Origin of the sequence: Burkholderia sp. AU33423 (assembly GCF_002223135.1) — a bacterium.
GTDB lineage: Bacteria > Pseudomonadota > Gammaproteobacteria > Burkholderiales > Burkholderiaceae > Burkholderia > Burkholderia lata_D.
In genome coordinates, this window is record NZ_NKFH01000002.1 from 258,478 (window position 1) to 273,376 (window position 14,899).

The following is a 14,899-nucleotide window of genomic DNA, read 5'->3' on the forward strand; positions in this document are numbered from 1 at the left end:
CGCCCCATTGAGCGTGAATTTCACGCAATTCGCTGGTGTTTCGGCCCCGTTAAAAAGGGGCGTCGGAGGCACCGTCAAGCATCAGCCGCCGGGGAGTCCGGCGGTGTATCCAGGCACCGAGCTTTCGGTGCTCACGTCTTGTCCGGCCGGGTGCTGCGCGCCCGCCTGCGGCCCTGCTGCCGCGCCGCCGGATGAGGCCTGTGCCGCCGTTCCTGTGAGTCGGTCGTTTCGACGCGCGCGAACGTGAAGCCATGTTCGATGGCGGCATGTGGGGTCTGGTCAGGCTGTTGGGGACAGGTTGCGCCAGACGTGAAAACTAATCAGGACGGTTGCGGCCTAGACGAAAGCCGCGCCCATGCTAGCCGCCTGCTCGCATCCGAGCGGGGCGTGCACGCATTTGCCGTCCGGGCCGCGTGTCTGCGCCGTGAATCGGCGTGATGAAGGAGCGGCCCGAACCAGAAGGCGACACGTCGATGAATTTACGTTTTCCGAGTCGATTCGGGACCATTGCATTGTTTTTTGCGCTGACGGGCTGTGCGGTGCCACCCAGCCAGACCACCAGCAGCGCGAACCAGAAGAACGCCGTCGACAAGACGGCCGCCGCCGCGAAGGCTGATAGCGACAAGCAGCAACTCAGTTTTGATTCCGCACTGGCGTCGATGCCGGCTGCCGACAGCAAGGACGCGAAGAAGTCGTCGCTGGCGGACGCCGAGCCGATCGACGGCAAGGATGTGTCCGATTTCCGCCAGACGGGCCGCGCATCGTGGTACGGGCGGGATTTCCACGGCCGCCGCACCGCGAACGGCGAGCGCTTCAACATGAACGCGCTCACGGCCGCGCACCGTACGCTGCCGCTGTCGTCGTACATCAAGGTGACGAATTCGTCGACCGGCAAGTGGGTCGTCGTGAAGGTCAACGATCGCGGGCCGTACAAGCGCGGCCGCGTGCTCGACCTGTCGTATGCGGCTGCGAAGCTGATCGGCCTCGTGCACGCCGGCACGGGCCGTGTGAAGATCGAAGGGCTGTCGCCGCAGGAAGCGCGCGAGGCACGCGACGAAATGTTCGCGTCGGTCTCGGCGAAGTAACGCAGCGGCTCGACCGCTCATGCAAAAGGGCTGCCCGAGGGCAGCCCTTTGTCTTTCGTGCGCGGCGCGATGCCGGCGCCGGCTTCCCGGTGCCGGCCGCCTCGCGTGTCAGCTTTCGTCCTTCAGCACAAGCGCACGCGCATACAGCGTGTTGCGCGACGCGCCCGTCAGCGCGGCCGCGAGCTTGGCCGCGCTCTTCACCGGCACCTCTTCCAGCAGCAGCTTGAGCAGCGCGTCGTGCGCGGTGTCGTCGGCTTCGCCGCTCGTCGCCGGTGCGCCTTCGACCACCAGCACGAACTCGCCGCGCTGCCGGTTCGCATCGCCGGCGAGCCAGGTCTGTCCTTCGGCCAGGGTGCCCTGGAACAACTGCTCGTGTAGCTTGGTGAGCTCGCGCGCGATCAGCAGCCGGCGCGCGGGGCCGAATGCGTCGGCGAGCGCGGCGACGGTTTCGGCGATCCGGTGCGGGGCCTCGTAGAACACCAGCGCATACGGGTGCGATACCAGCGCCTGCAGCGCGGTCGCGCGTTGCTTCGCCTTCGGCGGCAGGAAGCCCGCGAACGTGAACGCGCCGGCCCAGTCGCCGGCCACGCTCAGCGCGGTCACCGCCGCGCTCGCGCCCGGCAGCGGGATCACCGCGAAGCCGGCGGCGCGCACCGCGTCGACGAGCCGCGCGCCGGGGTCCGAGATGCCGGGCGTGCCGGCGTCCGATACATAGGCCACGCGTTCGCCGCCGCGCAGCAGTTCGATCACGCGTTGCGCGGCTTCGCGTTCGTTGTGCTCGTGCACGGCGAGGAGCGGTTTCGAGATCCCGTAGCGGGCGAGCAGCTGGCCCGTGTTGCGGGTGTCTTCGGCCGCGATGCGGTCGGCGAGGCCGAGCACGTGCAGCGCGCGCAGCGTGATGTCGGCGGTGTTGCCGATCGGCGTGGCGACCACGTAAAGCGCGGCGTCCGGGTAGTGCTGCGTGTGCGCGAGTTCGAGGAGGGCAGTCATGGCAGGCAATGCGCGCAATCGCGGCGCAAGCGGAACAAGGACGGCATTGTGCCACGCGGCGCCCGCCCGGCCGGGCGACGGGCGTGGTTTGGTGCGCGCCGGCGACAACTTTTCGGATGCGGCGCGATCCAAACCGGTCGGCGCGGCGTTCGAGCTGCGTGCGCGGCAGTTTCTCGAACGTCGTGGCCTCGTGTTCGTCGCGGCGAACGTCACGATGCGCGGTGGCGAGCTCGATCTCGTGATGCGCGAGCCCGACGGCATGCTCGTGTTCGTCGAGGTGCGCGCGCGGCGCAGCGTCCGGCATGGCGGCGCGGCCGCGAGCGTCGGCTGGCGCAAGCGGCGTCGCCTGGTGGCGGCCGCGCTCCAGTTCTGGGCGCGGCACGGCGCCGGCGCCGCGTGCCGCTTCGACGTCGTCGCGTTCGAGGCCGGCCGGCTCGTGTGGTTGCGCGACGCATTTCGTGCCGACGATGCGTAGCGGTGAGCTGTGACGAGATGTAAAGAGTTCTTGCCGGACCCCCGGAGAGGGTGCCGGAGTACGGTAAACTCGCCGCACCCACGATGTCGCGCGATGCGTGCCACGCGCCCAGTTCACCAGGAATCGATGTCAGTCGAACGTATTCAGCAACATTTCCGCGACAGTGCCGCGCTTCATGCAGAAGCGGCCGACGCGCTGTCGCTGCCGATCGCAGCCGCGGTCGATGCGATGTTCGCCGCGCTGGCGAACGGCAACAAGATCGTCGCGTGCGGTGACGGCCCGTCGGCCGCCGCCGCGCATTACCTCGCCGTGTCGCTCGTCGGCGGCTTCGAGCGCGAGCGCCCGGGCCTGCCCGCGATCGCGCTGGCCACCGATGCGTCGCAGGGCGGCCTCGCGGGCGCAGTGTCCGCCGATCAGCTGTTCGCGCAGCAGGTGCGCGTGCTCGGCCAGACCGGCGACATCCTGCTGGTGCTCGATCCGGCTGGCGCGTCGCCGCGCGTGCTGGCGGCGATCGACGAAGCGCACGAGCGCGAGATGACCGTCGTCGCGCTGACGGGCGGCGACGGCCATGCGGTCGCCGCCGCGCTGTCCGATACCGATATTCCGATCAGCGTGCCCGCCGTTCGCGCGGCGCGCATCCACGAAGTCCATCTGCTGACCATCCACTGCCTGTGCGACGGCATCGACGCGATGCTGCTGGGTGAGGATTGAACGAAGGAGAGCCGTCGATGAATCAAAGCCGCGTCAAACAGACGCTCGTCAGAACCACGCTGCTCGCTGCGCTGACGGCGGGTCTCGCCGTGTCGCTGCAAGGTTGTGTGCTCGGGGTCGTGGGCGCAGCGGCCGGCGGCGGCGCGCTGATCGCGACCGATCGCCGGACGCTCGGCGCGCAGACGGAAGATCGCGAGATCCAGGTCAAGTCGCTCACGCAGATCAATAACGGGCTGCCCGACCAGTCGCACGTGAACGTGACGGTGTTCAACCGCCGCGTGCTGCTGACGGGCGAAGTGCCGAACGATGCATCGAAGCAGCGCGCCGAGGAAATCGTGCGCGGCATCAACAACGTGAACGGCATCGTCAACGAGCTGTCGGTCGAGCCGGCGTCGTCGCTGTCGTCGCGCGCGAACGACTCGTACCTCGAAGGGCGCGTGAAGTCCGAGCTGATCGCGACGAAGGGCATCTCGTCGAACTACTACAAGGTCGTCGCCGAACGCGGCAACCTTTATCTGATGGGGCTCGTGACGGTCGACGAGGGCAATCGCGGCGCGGAAGCCGCCAGCCAGGTGCCGGGCGTCGAGAAGGTCGTGAAGGTGTTCCAGTACGTGAAGCCGCAGGACGCGCAGGCGCTGCAGAACGCGTCGCCCGCAAGCGGCGCGTCCGGTGCGCAGGCCGCCGCGCCGGCGGATACCGCGACGGTGGGCGCCGTGCCCGACGCGTCGGTGCAGTCCGCGCCGCTGCAGCCGCCCGCACCGATCTCGAATTCGTCGAACGTGCACCCGGGCAACGCGAAGGCCCCGTCGCAATGAAGAACATGCAGATGAAGCAGATGAAACAGTGGATGGTGCAGGGCGCCGCGGCCGCGGTGCTCGTGGTTGGCGCGCTGGGCGTCGCGCACGCGGATGTCGGCGACGGCCTGAAGGTCGCGCGCGGCAACGCGTGCATGGGCTGCCACGCGGTCGACCGCAAGCTCGTGGGCCCGTCGTTCAAGGATATCGCCGCCCGCTACAAGTCCGATCCGCAGGCCGTGGCCAAGCTGTCGAAGAAGGTGAAGGAGGGCGGCTCGGGCGTCTGGGGCGCCATTCCGATGCCCGCGCACCCGCGCATGAGCGACGCCGATGTGCGTTCGGTGGTCGAATGGGTGCTGGCTGGCGCGCCGTCAAAATAAGGTTTCAGGGACGATTCAACCCCTATTGCCAAGCGCGGAAATGCGTGTGTATGATGGTTGACTGTTGGGGCGGTAGCTCAGCTGGGAGAGCGTCGCGTTCGCAATGCGAAGGTCGGGAGTTCGATCCTCCTCCGCTCCACCAACGGAATTCGAAGGCCCGATCGCAAGTGAGACAGGAAGGATAATTTTGCACTGGGTGCAAAGATATGCTTCTGTTTACAAAGTGCAGCCTTATGCTTCGCGTACAAAGCCGGCCTCGAGCCGGCTTTGTTGTTTTTACGCGACTTGCGATGGTCTACTTGGGGCGACCCTCTGCTGGATCTGGTCTAGACCCGTGTCGGACTGCCGTGCAATTGGGGTGTCGAGAGCTGTAAGCGTTGGCACACACCACTTCGCCGCCGGCGTGGCTTACTGCGATTCTGGAACGTCTGATTTCTTTGATCCGGCGTATTCGGACATCTTCTCCAGAAATAGCGGTAAGAGGTCGTGCCGTTCTGCGAGCACAATGAGTTGCCCCGCGGCCACCAAACCTAGAGCGCCGGCGACACCAAGAGCCACCCTGAGATCGTGGTCTGGATAGTTTCCCTCCACGCGGCCAGGCTTATGGCGACGGCTCACCTGCAGAAAGCCGGTATGGGTGAAGTCGTTCATCTGAGTCCACGCGGATAGCTTGAATCCTGACAAGACGCCTTCCGATGCTCCAGTTGAGTATTCGTACTCCTTAATAAGCGTGCCGAACGACTTTTCCAAACGGCCTTTCTTGAAATTGGCTAGCTCTGTGTCGGTTGCACAGGCGTGAAGCCAGAGACCTCTGACCAGCGACTCCGACAGGATTCTCAGCAGCGCCATCATCGAACCGTAGAGTTCTGAGGAATGCAAAAGAGCGATAGCCGCTTGATGTTCGAGTGTGACGTCAAGGCACCCGATGGCGAGTTGTGATCGCTCATCGGCCGGAAGAGTGAGTCCGGCTGTCTGAGCGTCGATCCATCTGACGAGATCTATTAGCGCCGCGTGTTCCGAGGCAGTTTGCATATATTCAGTCGATAGATCGTTGGAGGTTGCGCCGAATCCACATACGCAGTGTTCGATGGGCAACTAGTGTCGCCTGCTTCGAAGGGATGTGGTCGGCGACCGCGATCGTCACAGCAACTCGCCGTTCTGTATGACAGTGAAGTCCCGCAGATTCGTGAGACGTGCTGTACGAGCGGTGACCCGCACGTCGCCGCGGCACTGTACTAGGTGTTTATCACCATGAGCGTTGATGGCCCGCTGGTAGTTATCCTTATCGAGTTCGACCGACACGTGTTTCGTTTGTCCGTTGATCGTAGCGGCGATCGTGACCGTGCCGCTCTCATCCTCCAACGCGCGATCGAGTTTCTCGACAGAACCGGTGATAGTGCGATCGTAAAGTGTGTAATCCTCGCGCTTGTAGTATGCGGCGGCATCTGCCACGCGCTCCACCTTATCGCGATCGAATATGAATGTTACCGGTGGGGTTGGCGTTGCATTGCCGCCGGCCGGTGCAATCGTCACTTCAAATCCGCGCTTCCTGTCAGTACCGCTCAGTCCAACCAAGGCATCGCACAGGTTCGCGCTCGCGCCGTTGTTTACGGCTTCGTCAAGCACGATCTGATTGCCGCCGTTCGCCACGGTCTCGATCGCGTTGTCGAGCGCACGCAGGCCGGACGACAATGTGGCTGTGACCAGGTTGGTCATCGGAACGGACGCGAGATCCAGTTGAGTAGTCTGATGTTGCGGTACGGGAGCGATGATGTTGATGATGTAACTGCCTATTTCTGTCTGACCCAGACGCAGTGACTTCAAGTACGCCGTTGCCTCGTCTGGCCTGCGCCCACTGAACTGGCGGCGTTTTGACATTGACGCGCACGCTGCAGCTTCCATTAGGTCGCGTGCTCGCTCGTTCAACAATACTCCGTCGTCGAGCGGGATGGTGCCGCCCTCTACATCGAAGTGAAACACACGCACCCGAATGTGATCAGCGAAGTGGCCCGTCACGTCGGAAACTATATCCAGCGGTGCGCGCCGCTCGAAGTCAGCGATGGAGTTAACGGCATCGATTAGGCGGTTGTTGAAGTCCTTTGCTCGCTGAGCTGATGTTGGCAGTAGCACTTCGGCATCCACTGCGGAAGGCTCGGGTCTGTGCCATACGGATGCAAGGGCGCCAAGGTCCGAGTCTTTCCTCCAACCCGTGAGTGTCAAGTAGGCTGCGAGTTGATCGGTTGTGATGTCGGCTAGCTGCTTTAGAAAGTCGTTGCGGTTCATCATGCGCTCTCCCGGTTGCTGGCAAGCGTCATGAGATGCATGAGGCTATCTGTCGTGAGCCGCTGAGACAGTGGTATGTCAACCGTCACAGTGGTGCTGTTCGTCGTACTCGGCTGGTCGCGTAGCGACACGTAGAAACATGCGTTATGCATGCTCATGTGCTCGGTATGATGCTCCACCCAATAAGTTGGATCGTCTGGAACAAGCAGCACGGCTAGATATCGCGGACAGACCACATCGGTGCCACGTAGGTCGTCGTAGTTTTTGCGCGACAGCGGAAATTTTATGACGCTACCCGAGACTAAGTCTTGCGACGTGCACTTGAGTTGGAACTGCACCTTGGGGTTGCGAAGTACACCCGTGAAACCACGTCCGCTTAGTTCAAGGTCGACGCTGTCGTCGTCCACTTCGAGTTCGGAAGGGTTGAACCCGGCCTGCGCGGCGATGGCGCGGACGTATGCCTTGTTGAATTGTTCCTTTTGTTTCGCGATGTCCATTGGACCTCGATCCCCTCAGTTGGCCCTATGCCAAAAAATGCGGCATCTGTAATGTTTTTATCATTGTAACGGGGCATTGTTGATTTCCACCGAGTCTTAACCCACCGATTTCATCTAAATCTGACCCACCCCGAGACAGCGTAGTACATCTATTCCGGTGTGGATAACTCTTCGTTACCCGCTGGTTTTGCTGCTCTCTTTCTTGTCGTCTTCGCCTTGGCAGAACTGGTCCTGAAGCGCCACGATTCATTGCCCGTTTCAACGATGTGGCAGTGATGGGTGACGCGGTCCAGCAGCGCTGTCGTCATCTTTGCATCCCCGAACACGCTCGCCCACTCGCCGAAGCTGAGATTGGTCGTGATCGCGACGCTCGTGTGCTCGTAAAGCTTTGAGAGCAGATGGAACAGCAATGCACCACCGGTCTGGCTGAACGGCAGATAGCCCAGCTCATCGAGAATCACCAGATCGACGTACATCAGCTTGTGGGCGATCTGGCCTTGTTTGCCGATGGACTTCTCCTGCTCCAGGGCGTTGGTCAGCTCGACGGTCGAGAAGTAGCGCACACGCTTGCCGTGGCGCTGTACGGCTTCGATTCCGATCGCTGAGGCGAGGTGCGTCTTGCCAGTGCCCGGACCACCGATGAACACGACGTTGTGCGCGCTTTCGAGGAACGACAGCTCGCTCAGTTCGCGCACCAGCGCTTCGTCGACGTGTGCCTGCGCGAAGTCGAAGCCCTTCAGGTCGCGGTGGGCCGGGAAGCGCGCAGCGGTCATTTGATAGGCGATCGAGCGCACCTGCCGTTCGGCGGTTTCAGCCATCAACAGCTGCTTCATGAAGCGCTCCGGCTCGAAGTCCGTGTGGCGCGACTGCGCGAGCAGCTCCGGCCACGTGCTCGCCATGCCGTGCAGTTTAAGACCCTTGAGCTGGGCCGCGATATCGTTAGACATGACGATCCTCCGGTGGGTTGGCGCGCAGCGTCTCGTAACGGCTCACGTCGGCCGCGGGCTCTTCCTTGAGCTGGAGTTTCGTCGTGGCGAGGCTGCCATTCGTGACGGGCGCCTTCAGCCGGCTCAGCACGTTCAGGACGTGCTCTGCGCTGGGGCGTCCTGAATCCAGCGCAGCCTGTACGGCGAGCAGCACCGCATCGAGCCCGTGTTCGCGCACCGCAGCGAGCACCTGCGTCATGACGCGATCGCCGCCCGGGTGTTTCAGCAGATGCCGCTGCAGCAGTTGCAGCGGCTGCGGCATCGTGATGAACGGCGCGCCGTTGCGCAGTGCGCCGGGTTTGCGCTCGACCAACGTGACGTAGTGGCGCCAATCGTAGAAGGTCATGTGCCGCTCGAAGCTGCGTTCGTGGCGTGCGATCTCCTGGGCGTTGGCGACGACGCTGAGATATGCCGGATAGCAGCGCACGCTCACCAGCTGGTTCGTGTACTCGGTGGGCACGCTGTAGCGGTTGCGCTGGAAGTGAATCAGGCTGGTCGACGAGACTCGCAGGGTCTGCTCGATGTAGCCGTCAAACGGCCGTGGATTGGGCATCAGCCGGGTACGCTCGTCCTGCAGCACATCCTCGACCGTCAGCTCAGGCCACTGCGGGTGCCGCATGTGCCACGCCTCACGACACTGACCAGCGACCCATTCGTTCAGGACCTCCAGCGTTTCCCAGCGCCGTAGCGCTGCTTCGTGCCAGATCTGACGTCGCCGGTCCTGAACGTTCTTCTCGACGATGCCTTTCTCCCAGCCTGCAGCCCGGTTGCAGAACTCCGGCTCGAACAGGTAGTGACTGCACATCGCTTCGAAGCGCGCGTTGACCGCACGCTCCTTGCCGCGGCCAACCTTGTCCACGGCGGTCTTCATGTTGTCGTAGATGCCGCGCCGCGGCACGCCGCCGAACGCGGCGAACGCGCGGGCGTGCGCATCGAACAGCATCTCGTGACTCTGTGTGGGATAGGCGACGAGCCAGAACGCGCGGCTGGAGTTAAGTTTGACGTGGGCGACCTCCAGGCGTCGCCGCAGCCCGCCAATAAAAGCGTATTCGCAGCTCCAGTCAAACTGGAAGGCTTCGCCGGGTTCGAAGGCGAGCGGCACGAAGGCCTGCCTGCGAGGCGCCTCAGCCTGCTCCTCGTGCCAACGCCTCACGAACGCGCTCACCCGGCCGTAGCTGCCGGCGTAACCCTCGGCGCGGATCGCCTCGAACATGAACCGGGCGGTGCGCCGGTCACGCTTCGGGCGATGACTGTCGGCACGCAGCCAACCTGTCAGCTGTGCGGCCCAGTCGTCGATGACGCTCGGGCTGACGCGCTTCGGATACTTCGGCTCGACGGCATCAGTCTGCCGCAGCCAGCGGCGCACCGTGTTTCGGGACAGGCCCGTATGCCGCGCAATCTCGCGCAACGGGACCTTCTCGCGGAAATACATCCGCCTGATCTTGGCCAATATACCCACCGTGATCACCTTTGTATCCCCTGCTCAAAGATTGAGCAGAGCATTCAATCACGTGGGTCAAAATTCGATGAAAATTTCCAGCTCTAGTGGGTCAGTTCTGCGCGGACATCAACAAGCTGGACCGCCGTCCGCTCGGTGCGGTTTGTACGATGGTTAGGTGGTAGGGTTGCCCATAGAATTCGATGGTTTCATCGTCGTGATCCCACGTCACCGCGGCAGCATATTCGGTGTGATATGCCTCGCAGTCCACAGTTGTTCCCATCTTCAAGCTGCAATACCTCACCGAATTACTGATGCTCCCGCCATCTGTCCTTCGAACCGGGGAGTTGGAACGGATCCAGCGGATTGCTTTCTGTCCTTGAACCGGTGTACCCAGTTCGTCAAACAGCGTTTGTAGTTCGTCGTCGTTGAACACGAAAACCTCCTGTGAAGAGGACGCGTTGCCCCGCCTCGCCTGCCGACATGCAAGGCGAGGGGCTCGATGAAATAAAGGGGGCGGAAACGACGAGAAAAACACTCCCGGTGGCCTTGACAGCATGCTGTCGGCCGCTAGAATGTGCCTATCCACCGTTCATGGATGCACAGTTTTTCGAAGGGCTCAGCCGCGTCAACGGCTGGGCCCTTTGTGTTTCCGCACGAGGTCAAATGTCCACTTTGGGCTTCCTCCTGGTTGATTAGGGGTCCGATTGAATTGAGTCTTGCGCAGGCTGTAGCGTGGACTGCGCCGTCGTGCTGTTGTAGGAGGCACGAAGATGAGACGATAGCGTGCAGAACCTCGTGGCGTCAAACTAAGTCATTGATTGTATTGGGTAATGTGTGCTATAGGATAATTTGGCGGGGCTTGCGGAGCCACCTAGAAGAGCGGGTGGTAGTCGTGAGTGGCAACTGCAGCACCCGGTCTCGAGAGCAAGCTGGGGGGACGATTCGAGAGACCGGCGATCTAAGCGGCGAATGGGTCCATCCATAGTCGAGCGGCATTGCTTGCCCAACTCGCGCAGGCAAGCTTCCCGTGATCGACTATCGGCGTGATGGCGGAAAGGAAAATGCCGACTTATCGCCAGCGCACTGAAGAGGTGGGACGGAAACATACCGCGGAACAACGTCCAGACCGATATGCCCCGTTCCCTGTTTTCTGTCACCAGGCGTGGATCCGCGCTAGTGTGAGAGTGGTTGCTAGGTGCGGAAGCGCAACGTACTACCCGGCGGCTCCTTCCCTAAGCGCTGAGATGTAGCGGAGTAAATCGCCGGTGCGCCCATCTGACACGAGCTGTTCAGCTGTCTTATCGTCGAAGGTAGAGAGCGGCTCGTTGCGATACCAAAAGAGCGCACGCTGTACGTCTCCGGAGACATCAGCCGCAGCTTGGATGACTTTGATCGCGTCCTGAAGAAATCTCTGCATACGCTCAGATCTAACGGCATTGCGGTCTACGCCGGCCAACTGCGCGAGCGTTGGCATGTCGATATGCAAGGCGACGGCGAAGCGTCGTGCTGAGATCAGTGGATTCGCGCCTCCCCGATCATTCAAGGACGAGATGAATTGATCGACGCTACTCGGCGGCGTTGAGGCGGGAGCGGTATCGGGATCCATGGCGGTTGGCCTAGAGGTACGCTGCATGCACATCTGCAGCCCGTGTCGACTGATTGCCATTCCACGTAACCATACCTGTATCGAGTGGGACCTGCATCAGAAGCGCGCCATACCCACCACCACGCCAAGTGGACAAAGTGCAACGAAATCAGTGCAGCTACGACAAAGTGCAGAGAATTGCTTCCACCTGCTCGACATTCGTTTTACAGAGGCCATTGATTTCTGCGGTTGGAGTGCAAAGAGATGAGTCCGAGTGCGTGCAAGGATTTGCTCCCTGTCTCACAAGATCGGGCCTTTTTGTTTTTGTGGGTCAGCGATGGCAGGCCGGACCCAGGCGCCGCACTCGACGTGGCGGGGTGGGTCGACCGGCGGCCGGTCAGTCAGGTCAGCAGTTCGTGCGCGACCCTGAACGTCGGCACCGCCAACGCGGCAAACGCCACCGTAATGACCGCGAGAATCACCGTTCTCTTCCGCAGCAGCGCGAAGACGACGAACGACAGCGCGTAGAACGCGCAGGTCAGCAGGATGATCCACCAGAGCGCCGCGTAGCCGGCGCCGCCTTCGAAGTTCGACACGTTCCGCGTCATCAGAGTCGCGCCGTAACCGGCGGCGGTCATGCTCGCGGGCAGGCCCAGCACCGAATACAGGATGTAGACGATGAGCTGTCGCGGTGTCGGATCGGAAGACGTCATGACGGGCGGTTCTTTTTCGGGTGGACGGGCCGCCGAACCGGTCGCCACGCGGGCAGGTTCAGGCAGCCAGCAGGATGCGGGCGTTTCCGGTGTTTGGCAACAACCGGCCGCTGCCCGCCGCCACCCTTACCCCCGCCCGAAACTCGGCCGCTTCGGGTCGTACGTCCACCCCGGCACGAGATAGCGCATCGCGATCGCGTCGTCGCGCGCCGTGCCGCCGACTTGCCGATAAAGCGCATGCGCGGCCTCGACCTGCGCCAGGTCGAGCTCGATCCCGAGCCCCGGCCGCTCCGGCACGGCGACCTGGCCGCCGACGATCTTCAGCGGCTCGCGTGTAAGCCGCGCATCGCCTTCCTGCCAGATCCAGTGCGTGTCGATCGCGGTGATCGTGCCGGGCGCGGCGGCCGCCGCATGCGTGAACATCGCGAGTGACACGTCGAAGTGGTTGTTCGAGTGCGAACCCCAGGTGAGCCCCCAGTCGCGGCACAGCTGCGCGAGCCGCACCGAGCCCTGCATCGTCCAGAAATGCGGGTCGGCGAGCGGGATGTCGACGGCCTGCAGCCGTACCGCATGATCCATCTGCCGCCAGTCGGTCGCGATCATGTTGGTCGCGGTCGGGATCCCCGTCGCGCGGCGGAATTCGGTCATCACCTCGCGGCCCGAATAGCCGCCTTCCGGCCCGCACGGATCCTCCGCGTACGCGAGCAGGTGGCCTTGTCCGCGGCACAGCGCGACGGCCTCGTCGAGCGACCACGCGCCGTTCGGGTCGAGCGTCGTGCGCGCATCGGGAAAGCGCGCCTTGATCGCGGCGATCGCTTCCATCTCGTCGGCACCGGCCATCACGCCACCCTTCAGCTTGAAATCGGCGAAGCCGTGGCGATCGACCGCGGCTTCGGCCTGCCGCGCGATCGCGGCCGGCGTGAGCGCTTCCTCGTTGCGCAACCGGAACCAGGCATCCGAAGCATTCGCCTCGTCGCGATACGGCAGGTCGGTGCGGCCGCGATCGCCGATATAGAACAGGTACGCGAGCATCGGCACCGCGTCGCGCTGCTGGCCTTCGCCGAGCAGCGCCGCGACCGGCACGTCGAGGTGCTGGCCGAGCAGGTCGAGCAGGGCGGCTTCGATCGCGGTGATCACGTTGTCGAGCCGCAGGTTGATCTCGTGCGGCTGGCGCAGCACCGCGGCTTCGCCGGCCGACGTCACCTCGTGCCGGATCGTGCGGCCCGCACCCGGACCCGCGCCGGACAGCGCCGCGCGCACCGCGTTGAGCGTCGCCTGGTAGCGTCCGATCGGCTGGCCGACCACGCGATCCGTCATGCGCTCGAGCGCGTGGCGGATGCCTTCGCCGCCCGGCACTTCGCCGACGCCCGTGTGTCCGCTGTTGTCGTCGAGGATCACGAGGTTGCGCGTGAAGTACGGCGCGTGCGCGCCGCACAGGTTGAGCAGCATGCTGTCGCGGCCGGCGACGGGAATCACCTGCATGCGCGTGACGTGCGGAGTGCCGGCACGGCGGGAATCGGACATCGGTTCGCTCCTGGTTCCGGTGGGGCACGGGCCGCAGGCTGCGCCGGCGCGGCCCGTGCACGTTCATTGAAGCTCGACGCGGCGGATCTCGCCGACGACGAACAGGTAGCAGATCACGGCGACGAGCGCGTGCGCGACGACATAGACCAGCGCGCCGTTGAACGAGCCGCTGCGGTCGACGATGTAGCCGATCGCGATCGGCGTCGTGATGCTGGAGAGGTTGCCGCACGTGTTGAGCAGCGCGCCGCTCAAGCCCGCGATCTGGCGCGGCGCGGTGTCGGCGTTGACGGCCCAGCCGAGCGCGCCGAGCCCCTTGCCGAAGAACGACAGCGCCATGAACAGCACGACGAGCACGTGCGAATCGGTGTAGTTGCAGACGATCATCGACATCGACAGCAGCATGCCGAACACGATCGGCACCTTGCGTGCGACCGACAGCGAGCGGCCCTGCTTGAGCAGCCCGTCGGACACGACGCCGCCGAGAATCCCGCCGAGGAACCCGCACACGGCCGGGATCGACGCGACGAGCCCCGCGTTGAGGATCGACATCCCGCGCGCCTGCACGAGATAGACGGGAAACCACGTGATGAAGAAATAGGTGAGCGCGTTGATGCAGTACTGCGCGACGTACACGCCGATCAGCATCCGGTTCTTCAGCAGCGCCTTCACGTGGCGCATCGACGGGCCGCCGTCGCGTCCGCCGGTCGCCTGGTCGATGTTGACGAGCGCGCCGCCGTCGGCGAGGTAGTCGAGTTCCGCGCGGTTGATGGTCGGGTGGTCCTTCGGGTCGTACATCGTGCGGTTCCACACCAGGACGAACGCGAAGCCGAGCACGCCCATCACCGCGAACACCGACTGCCAGCCGAACGCGTGCACGAGCCAGCCCATCAGCGGCGCGAACACGACGGTCGCCGCGTACTGTGCGGCGTTGAAGATCGCCGATGCGGTGCCGCGCTCGGGCGCAGGGAACCATGCGGACACGATCCGGCTGTTGGCCGGGAACGACGGCGCCTCGGCCGCGCCGACCAGGAAGCGCAACCCGAACAGCAGCGCGAACGCGGCCGCGCCGCCGAAGAAGCCGATCCCGCCTTGCAGCAGCGTGAACAGCGACCAGAAGAAGATGCTGAATGCGTAGACGATGCGCGATCCGAAGCGGTCGAGCAGCCAGCCGCCCGGCAGTTGCGCGATCACGTACGACCAGCCGAACGCGGAAAAGATGAAGCCCATCTGCACGTGGCTCAGGTGCAGCGCGCGGGCGAGGCTCGGGCCGGCGATCGCGATTGCCGCGCGATCCGCGTAGTTGATCGTCGTGACCGCGAACAGGACGGCCAGCACCAGCCAGCGCACGCGCGTGCGCCGGGCCGTTGCCGACGCGGACGCCGGCAGCGCTTGAAGCGGATTCATGACTGTCTCCTCCGAAGGGCGGAAGGTGCCG

General features: G+C 63.8%; 16 protein-coding genes and 1 tRNA gene. 6 read left to right on the forward strand and 11 right to left on the reverse strand.

Going from position 1 to position 14,899, the window contains the following annotated elements; genetic code table 11:
• Positions 1–473: 473 nt before the first annotated feature.
• The gene (locus tag CFB50_RS01250) at positions 474–1,085 is read left to right on the forward strand and encodes a septal ring lytic transglycosylase RlpA family protein (protein WP_089444797.1); all 612 of its coding nucleotides are present in this window, start codon (positions 474–476) and stop codon (positions 1,083–1,085) included.
• Positions 1,086–1,193: 108 nt separating this feature from the next.
• On the opposite strand, the gene rsmI is transcribed toward CFB50_RS01250, so the two are convergent.
• On the reverse strand, positions 1,194–2,075 hold the full coding sequence (gene rsmI, locus CFB50_RS01255) for a 16S rRNA (cytidine(1402)-2'-O)-methyltransferase (protein WP_089444762.1): 882 nt from the start codon (positions 2,073–2,075) through the stop codon (positions 1,194–1,196).
• A gap of 46 nt (positions 2,076–2,121) precedes the next feature.
• Between rsmI and CFB50_RS01260 the strand changes: the two genes are divergently transcribed.
• The 5 genes from CFB50_RS01260 to CFB50_RS01280 all read left to right on the forward strand — a co-directional run bounded on the left by CFB50_RS01260 (position 2,122) and on the right by CFB50_RS01280 (position 4,577).
• Positions 2,122–2,550, forward strand: coding sequence for a YraN family protein (locus CFB50_RS01260; protein WP_179254141.1), 429 nt, complete (start codon positions 2,122–2,124; stop codon positions 2,548–2,550).
• A gap of 126 nt (positions 2,551–2,676) precedes the next feature.
• Complete coding sequence (locus CFB50_RS01265; protein WP_069246887.1) at positions 2,677–3,261, forward strand: SIS domain-containing protein; 585 nt, start codon at positions 2,677–2,679, stop codon at positions 3,259–3,261.
• Between the two features lie 17 nt (positions 3,262–3,278).
• Positions 3,279–4,076, forward strand: coding sequence for a BON domain-containing protein (locus CFB50_RS01270; RefSeq protein ID WP_089444764.1), 798 nt, complete (start codon positions 3,279–3,281; stop codon positions 4,074–4,076).
• Positions 4,073–4,435: a c-type cytochrome gene (locus CFB50_RS01275; protein ID WP_089444765.1), complete on the forward strand. Its 363-nt coding sequence runs from the start codon at positions 4,073–4,075 to the stop codon at positions 4,433–4,435. Before CFB50_RS01270 ends, CFB50_RS01275 begins: the two co-directional genes overlap by 4 nt.
• Positions 4,436–4,501: 66 nt before the next feature.
• A tRNA-Ala gene (locus CFB50_RS01280) sits at positions 4,502–4,577 on the forward strand.
• Between the two features lie 266 nt (positions 4,578–4,843).
• Here the strand turns inward: CFB50_RS01280 and CFB50_RS01285 are convergent.
• From CFB50_RS01285 to CFB50_RS01325, 10 genes are all read right to left on the reverse strand, one after another.
• Positions 4,844–5,530, reverse strand: a complete 687-nt coding sequence (locus tag CFB50_RS01285; RefSeq protein ID WP_144020619.1) for a DUF6988 family protein — start codon at positions 5,528–5,530, stop codon at positions 4,844–4,846.
• Between the two features lie 45 nt (positions 5,531–5,575).
• On the reverse strand, positions 5,576–6,721 hold the full coding sequence (locus CFB50_RS01290) for a hypothetical protein (protein WP_256978680.1): 1,146 nt from the start codon (positions 6,719–6,721) through the stop codon (positions 5,576–5,578).
• Positions 6,718–7,215 carry a DUF4365 domain-containing protein gene (locus CFB50_RS01295; RefSeq protein ID WP_089444767.1) on the reverse strand — a complete coding sequence of 166 codons (498 nt, stop codon included), beginning with the start codon at positions 7,213–7,215 and terminating at the stop codon, positions 6,718–6,720. Before CFB50_RS01295 ends, CFB50_RS01290 begins: the two co-directional genes overlap by 4 nt.
• Positions 7,216–7,364: 149 nt before the next feature.
• Complete coding sequence (gene istB / locus CFB50_RS01300) at positions 7,365–8,162, reverse strand: IS21-like element helper ATPase IstB (protein ID WP_060091270.1); 798 nt, start codon at positions 8,160–8,162, stop codon at positions 7,365–7,367.
• Entirely contained in the window at positions 8,155–9,633 is a 1,479-nt protein-coding gene (gene istA / locus CFB50_RS01305) for an IS21 family transposase (protein WP_373452940.1), read from the reverse strand. The genes istB and istA overlap by 8 nt, the downstream gene beginning before the upstream one ends.
• 118 nt (positions 9,634–9,751) lie before the next feature.
• Positions 9,752–10,075 carry a hypothetical protein gene (locus tag CFB50_RS38475; RefSeq protein ID WP_144020620.1) on the reverse strand — a complete coding sequence of 108 codons (324 nt, stop codon included), beginning with the start codon at positions 10,073–10,075 and terminating at the stop codon, positions 9,752–9,754.
• Positions 10,076–10,855: 780 nt separating this feature from the next.
• Positions 10,856–11,248: a hypothetical protein gene (locus CFB50_RS01310; protein ID WP_179254139.1), complete on the reverse strand. Its 393-nt coding sequence runs from the start codon at positions 11,246–11,248 to the stop codon at positions 10,856–10,858.
• A 380-nt stretch (positions 11,249–11,628) separates the two neighbouring features.
• Entirely contained in the window at positions 11,629–11,988 is a 360-nt protein-coding gene (locus CFB50_RS01315) for a hypothetical protein (RefSeq protein ID WP_256978685.1), read from the reverse strand.
• A 78-nt stretch (positions 11,989–12,066) separates the two neighbouring features.
• On the reverse strand, positions 12,067–13,464 hold the full coding sequence (locus CFB50_RS01320) for an enolase C-terminal domain-like protein (protein ID WP_089444769.1): 1,398 nt from the start codon (positions 13,462–13,464) through the stop codon (positions 12,067–12,069).
• A gap of 63 nt (positions 13,465–13,527) precedes the next feature.
• The gene (locus CFB50_RS01325; RefSeq protein ID WP_089444770.1) at positions 13,528–14,868 is read right to left on the reverse strand and encodes an MFS transporter; all 1,341 of its coding nucleotides are present in this window, start codon (positions 14,866–14,868) and stop codon (positions 13,528–13,530) included.
• Positions 14,869–14,899 lie beyond the last annotated feature (31 nt).

Bases quoted from the DNA above. Each gene is read 5' to 3' on its own strand.
- CFB50_RS01325 (WP_089444770.1), bottom strand. From the start codon at position 14,868: ATGAATCCGCTTCAAGCGCTGCCGGCGTCCGCGTCGGCAACGGCCCGG.
- CFB50_RS01265 (WP_069246887.1), top strand. From the start codon at position 2,677: ATGTCAGTCGAACGTATTCAGCAACATTTCCGCGACAGTGCCGCGCTT.
- istB (WP_060091270.1), bottom strand. From the start codon at position 8,162: ATGTCTAACGATATCGCGGCCCAGCTCAAGGGTCTTAAACTGCACGGC.
- rsmI (WP_089444762.1), bottom strand. From the start codon at position 2,075: ATGACTGCCCTCCTCGAACTCGCGCACACGCAGCACTACCCGGACGCC.
- CFB50_RS01320 (WP_089444769.1), bottom strand. From the start codon at position 13,464: ATGTCCGATTCCCGCCGTGCCGGCACTCCGCACGTCACGCGCATGCAG.
- CFB50_RS01275 (WP_089444765.1), top strand. From the start codon at position 4,073: ATGAAGAACATGCAGATGAAGCAGATGAAACAGTGGATGGTGCAGGGC.
- CFB50_RS01295 (WP_089444767.1), bottom strand. From the start codon at position 7,215: ATGGACATCGCGAAACAAAAGGAACAATTCAACAAGGCATACGTCCGC.
- CFB50_RS01290 (WP_256978680.1), bottom strand. From the start codon at position 6,721: ATGATGAACCGCAACGACTTTCTAAAGCAGCTAGCCGACATCACAACC.
- istA (WP_373452940.1), bottom strand. From the start codon at position 9,633: ATGTATTTCCGCGAGAAGGTCCCGTTGCGCGAGATTGCGCGGCATACG.
- CFB50_RS01310 (WP_179254139.1), bottom strand. From the start codon at position 11,248: ATGGATCCCGATACCGCTCCCGCCTCAACGCCGCCGAGTAGCGTCGAT.
- CFB50_RS01250 (WP_089444797.1), top strand. From the start codon at position 474: ATGAATTTACGTTTTCCGAGTCGATTCGGGACCATTGCATTGTTTTTT.
- CFB50_RS01270 (WP_089444764.1), top strand. From the start codon at position 3,279: ATGAATCAAAGCCGCGTCAAACAGACGCTCGTCAGAACCACGCTGCTC.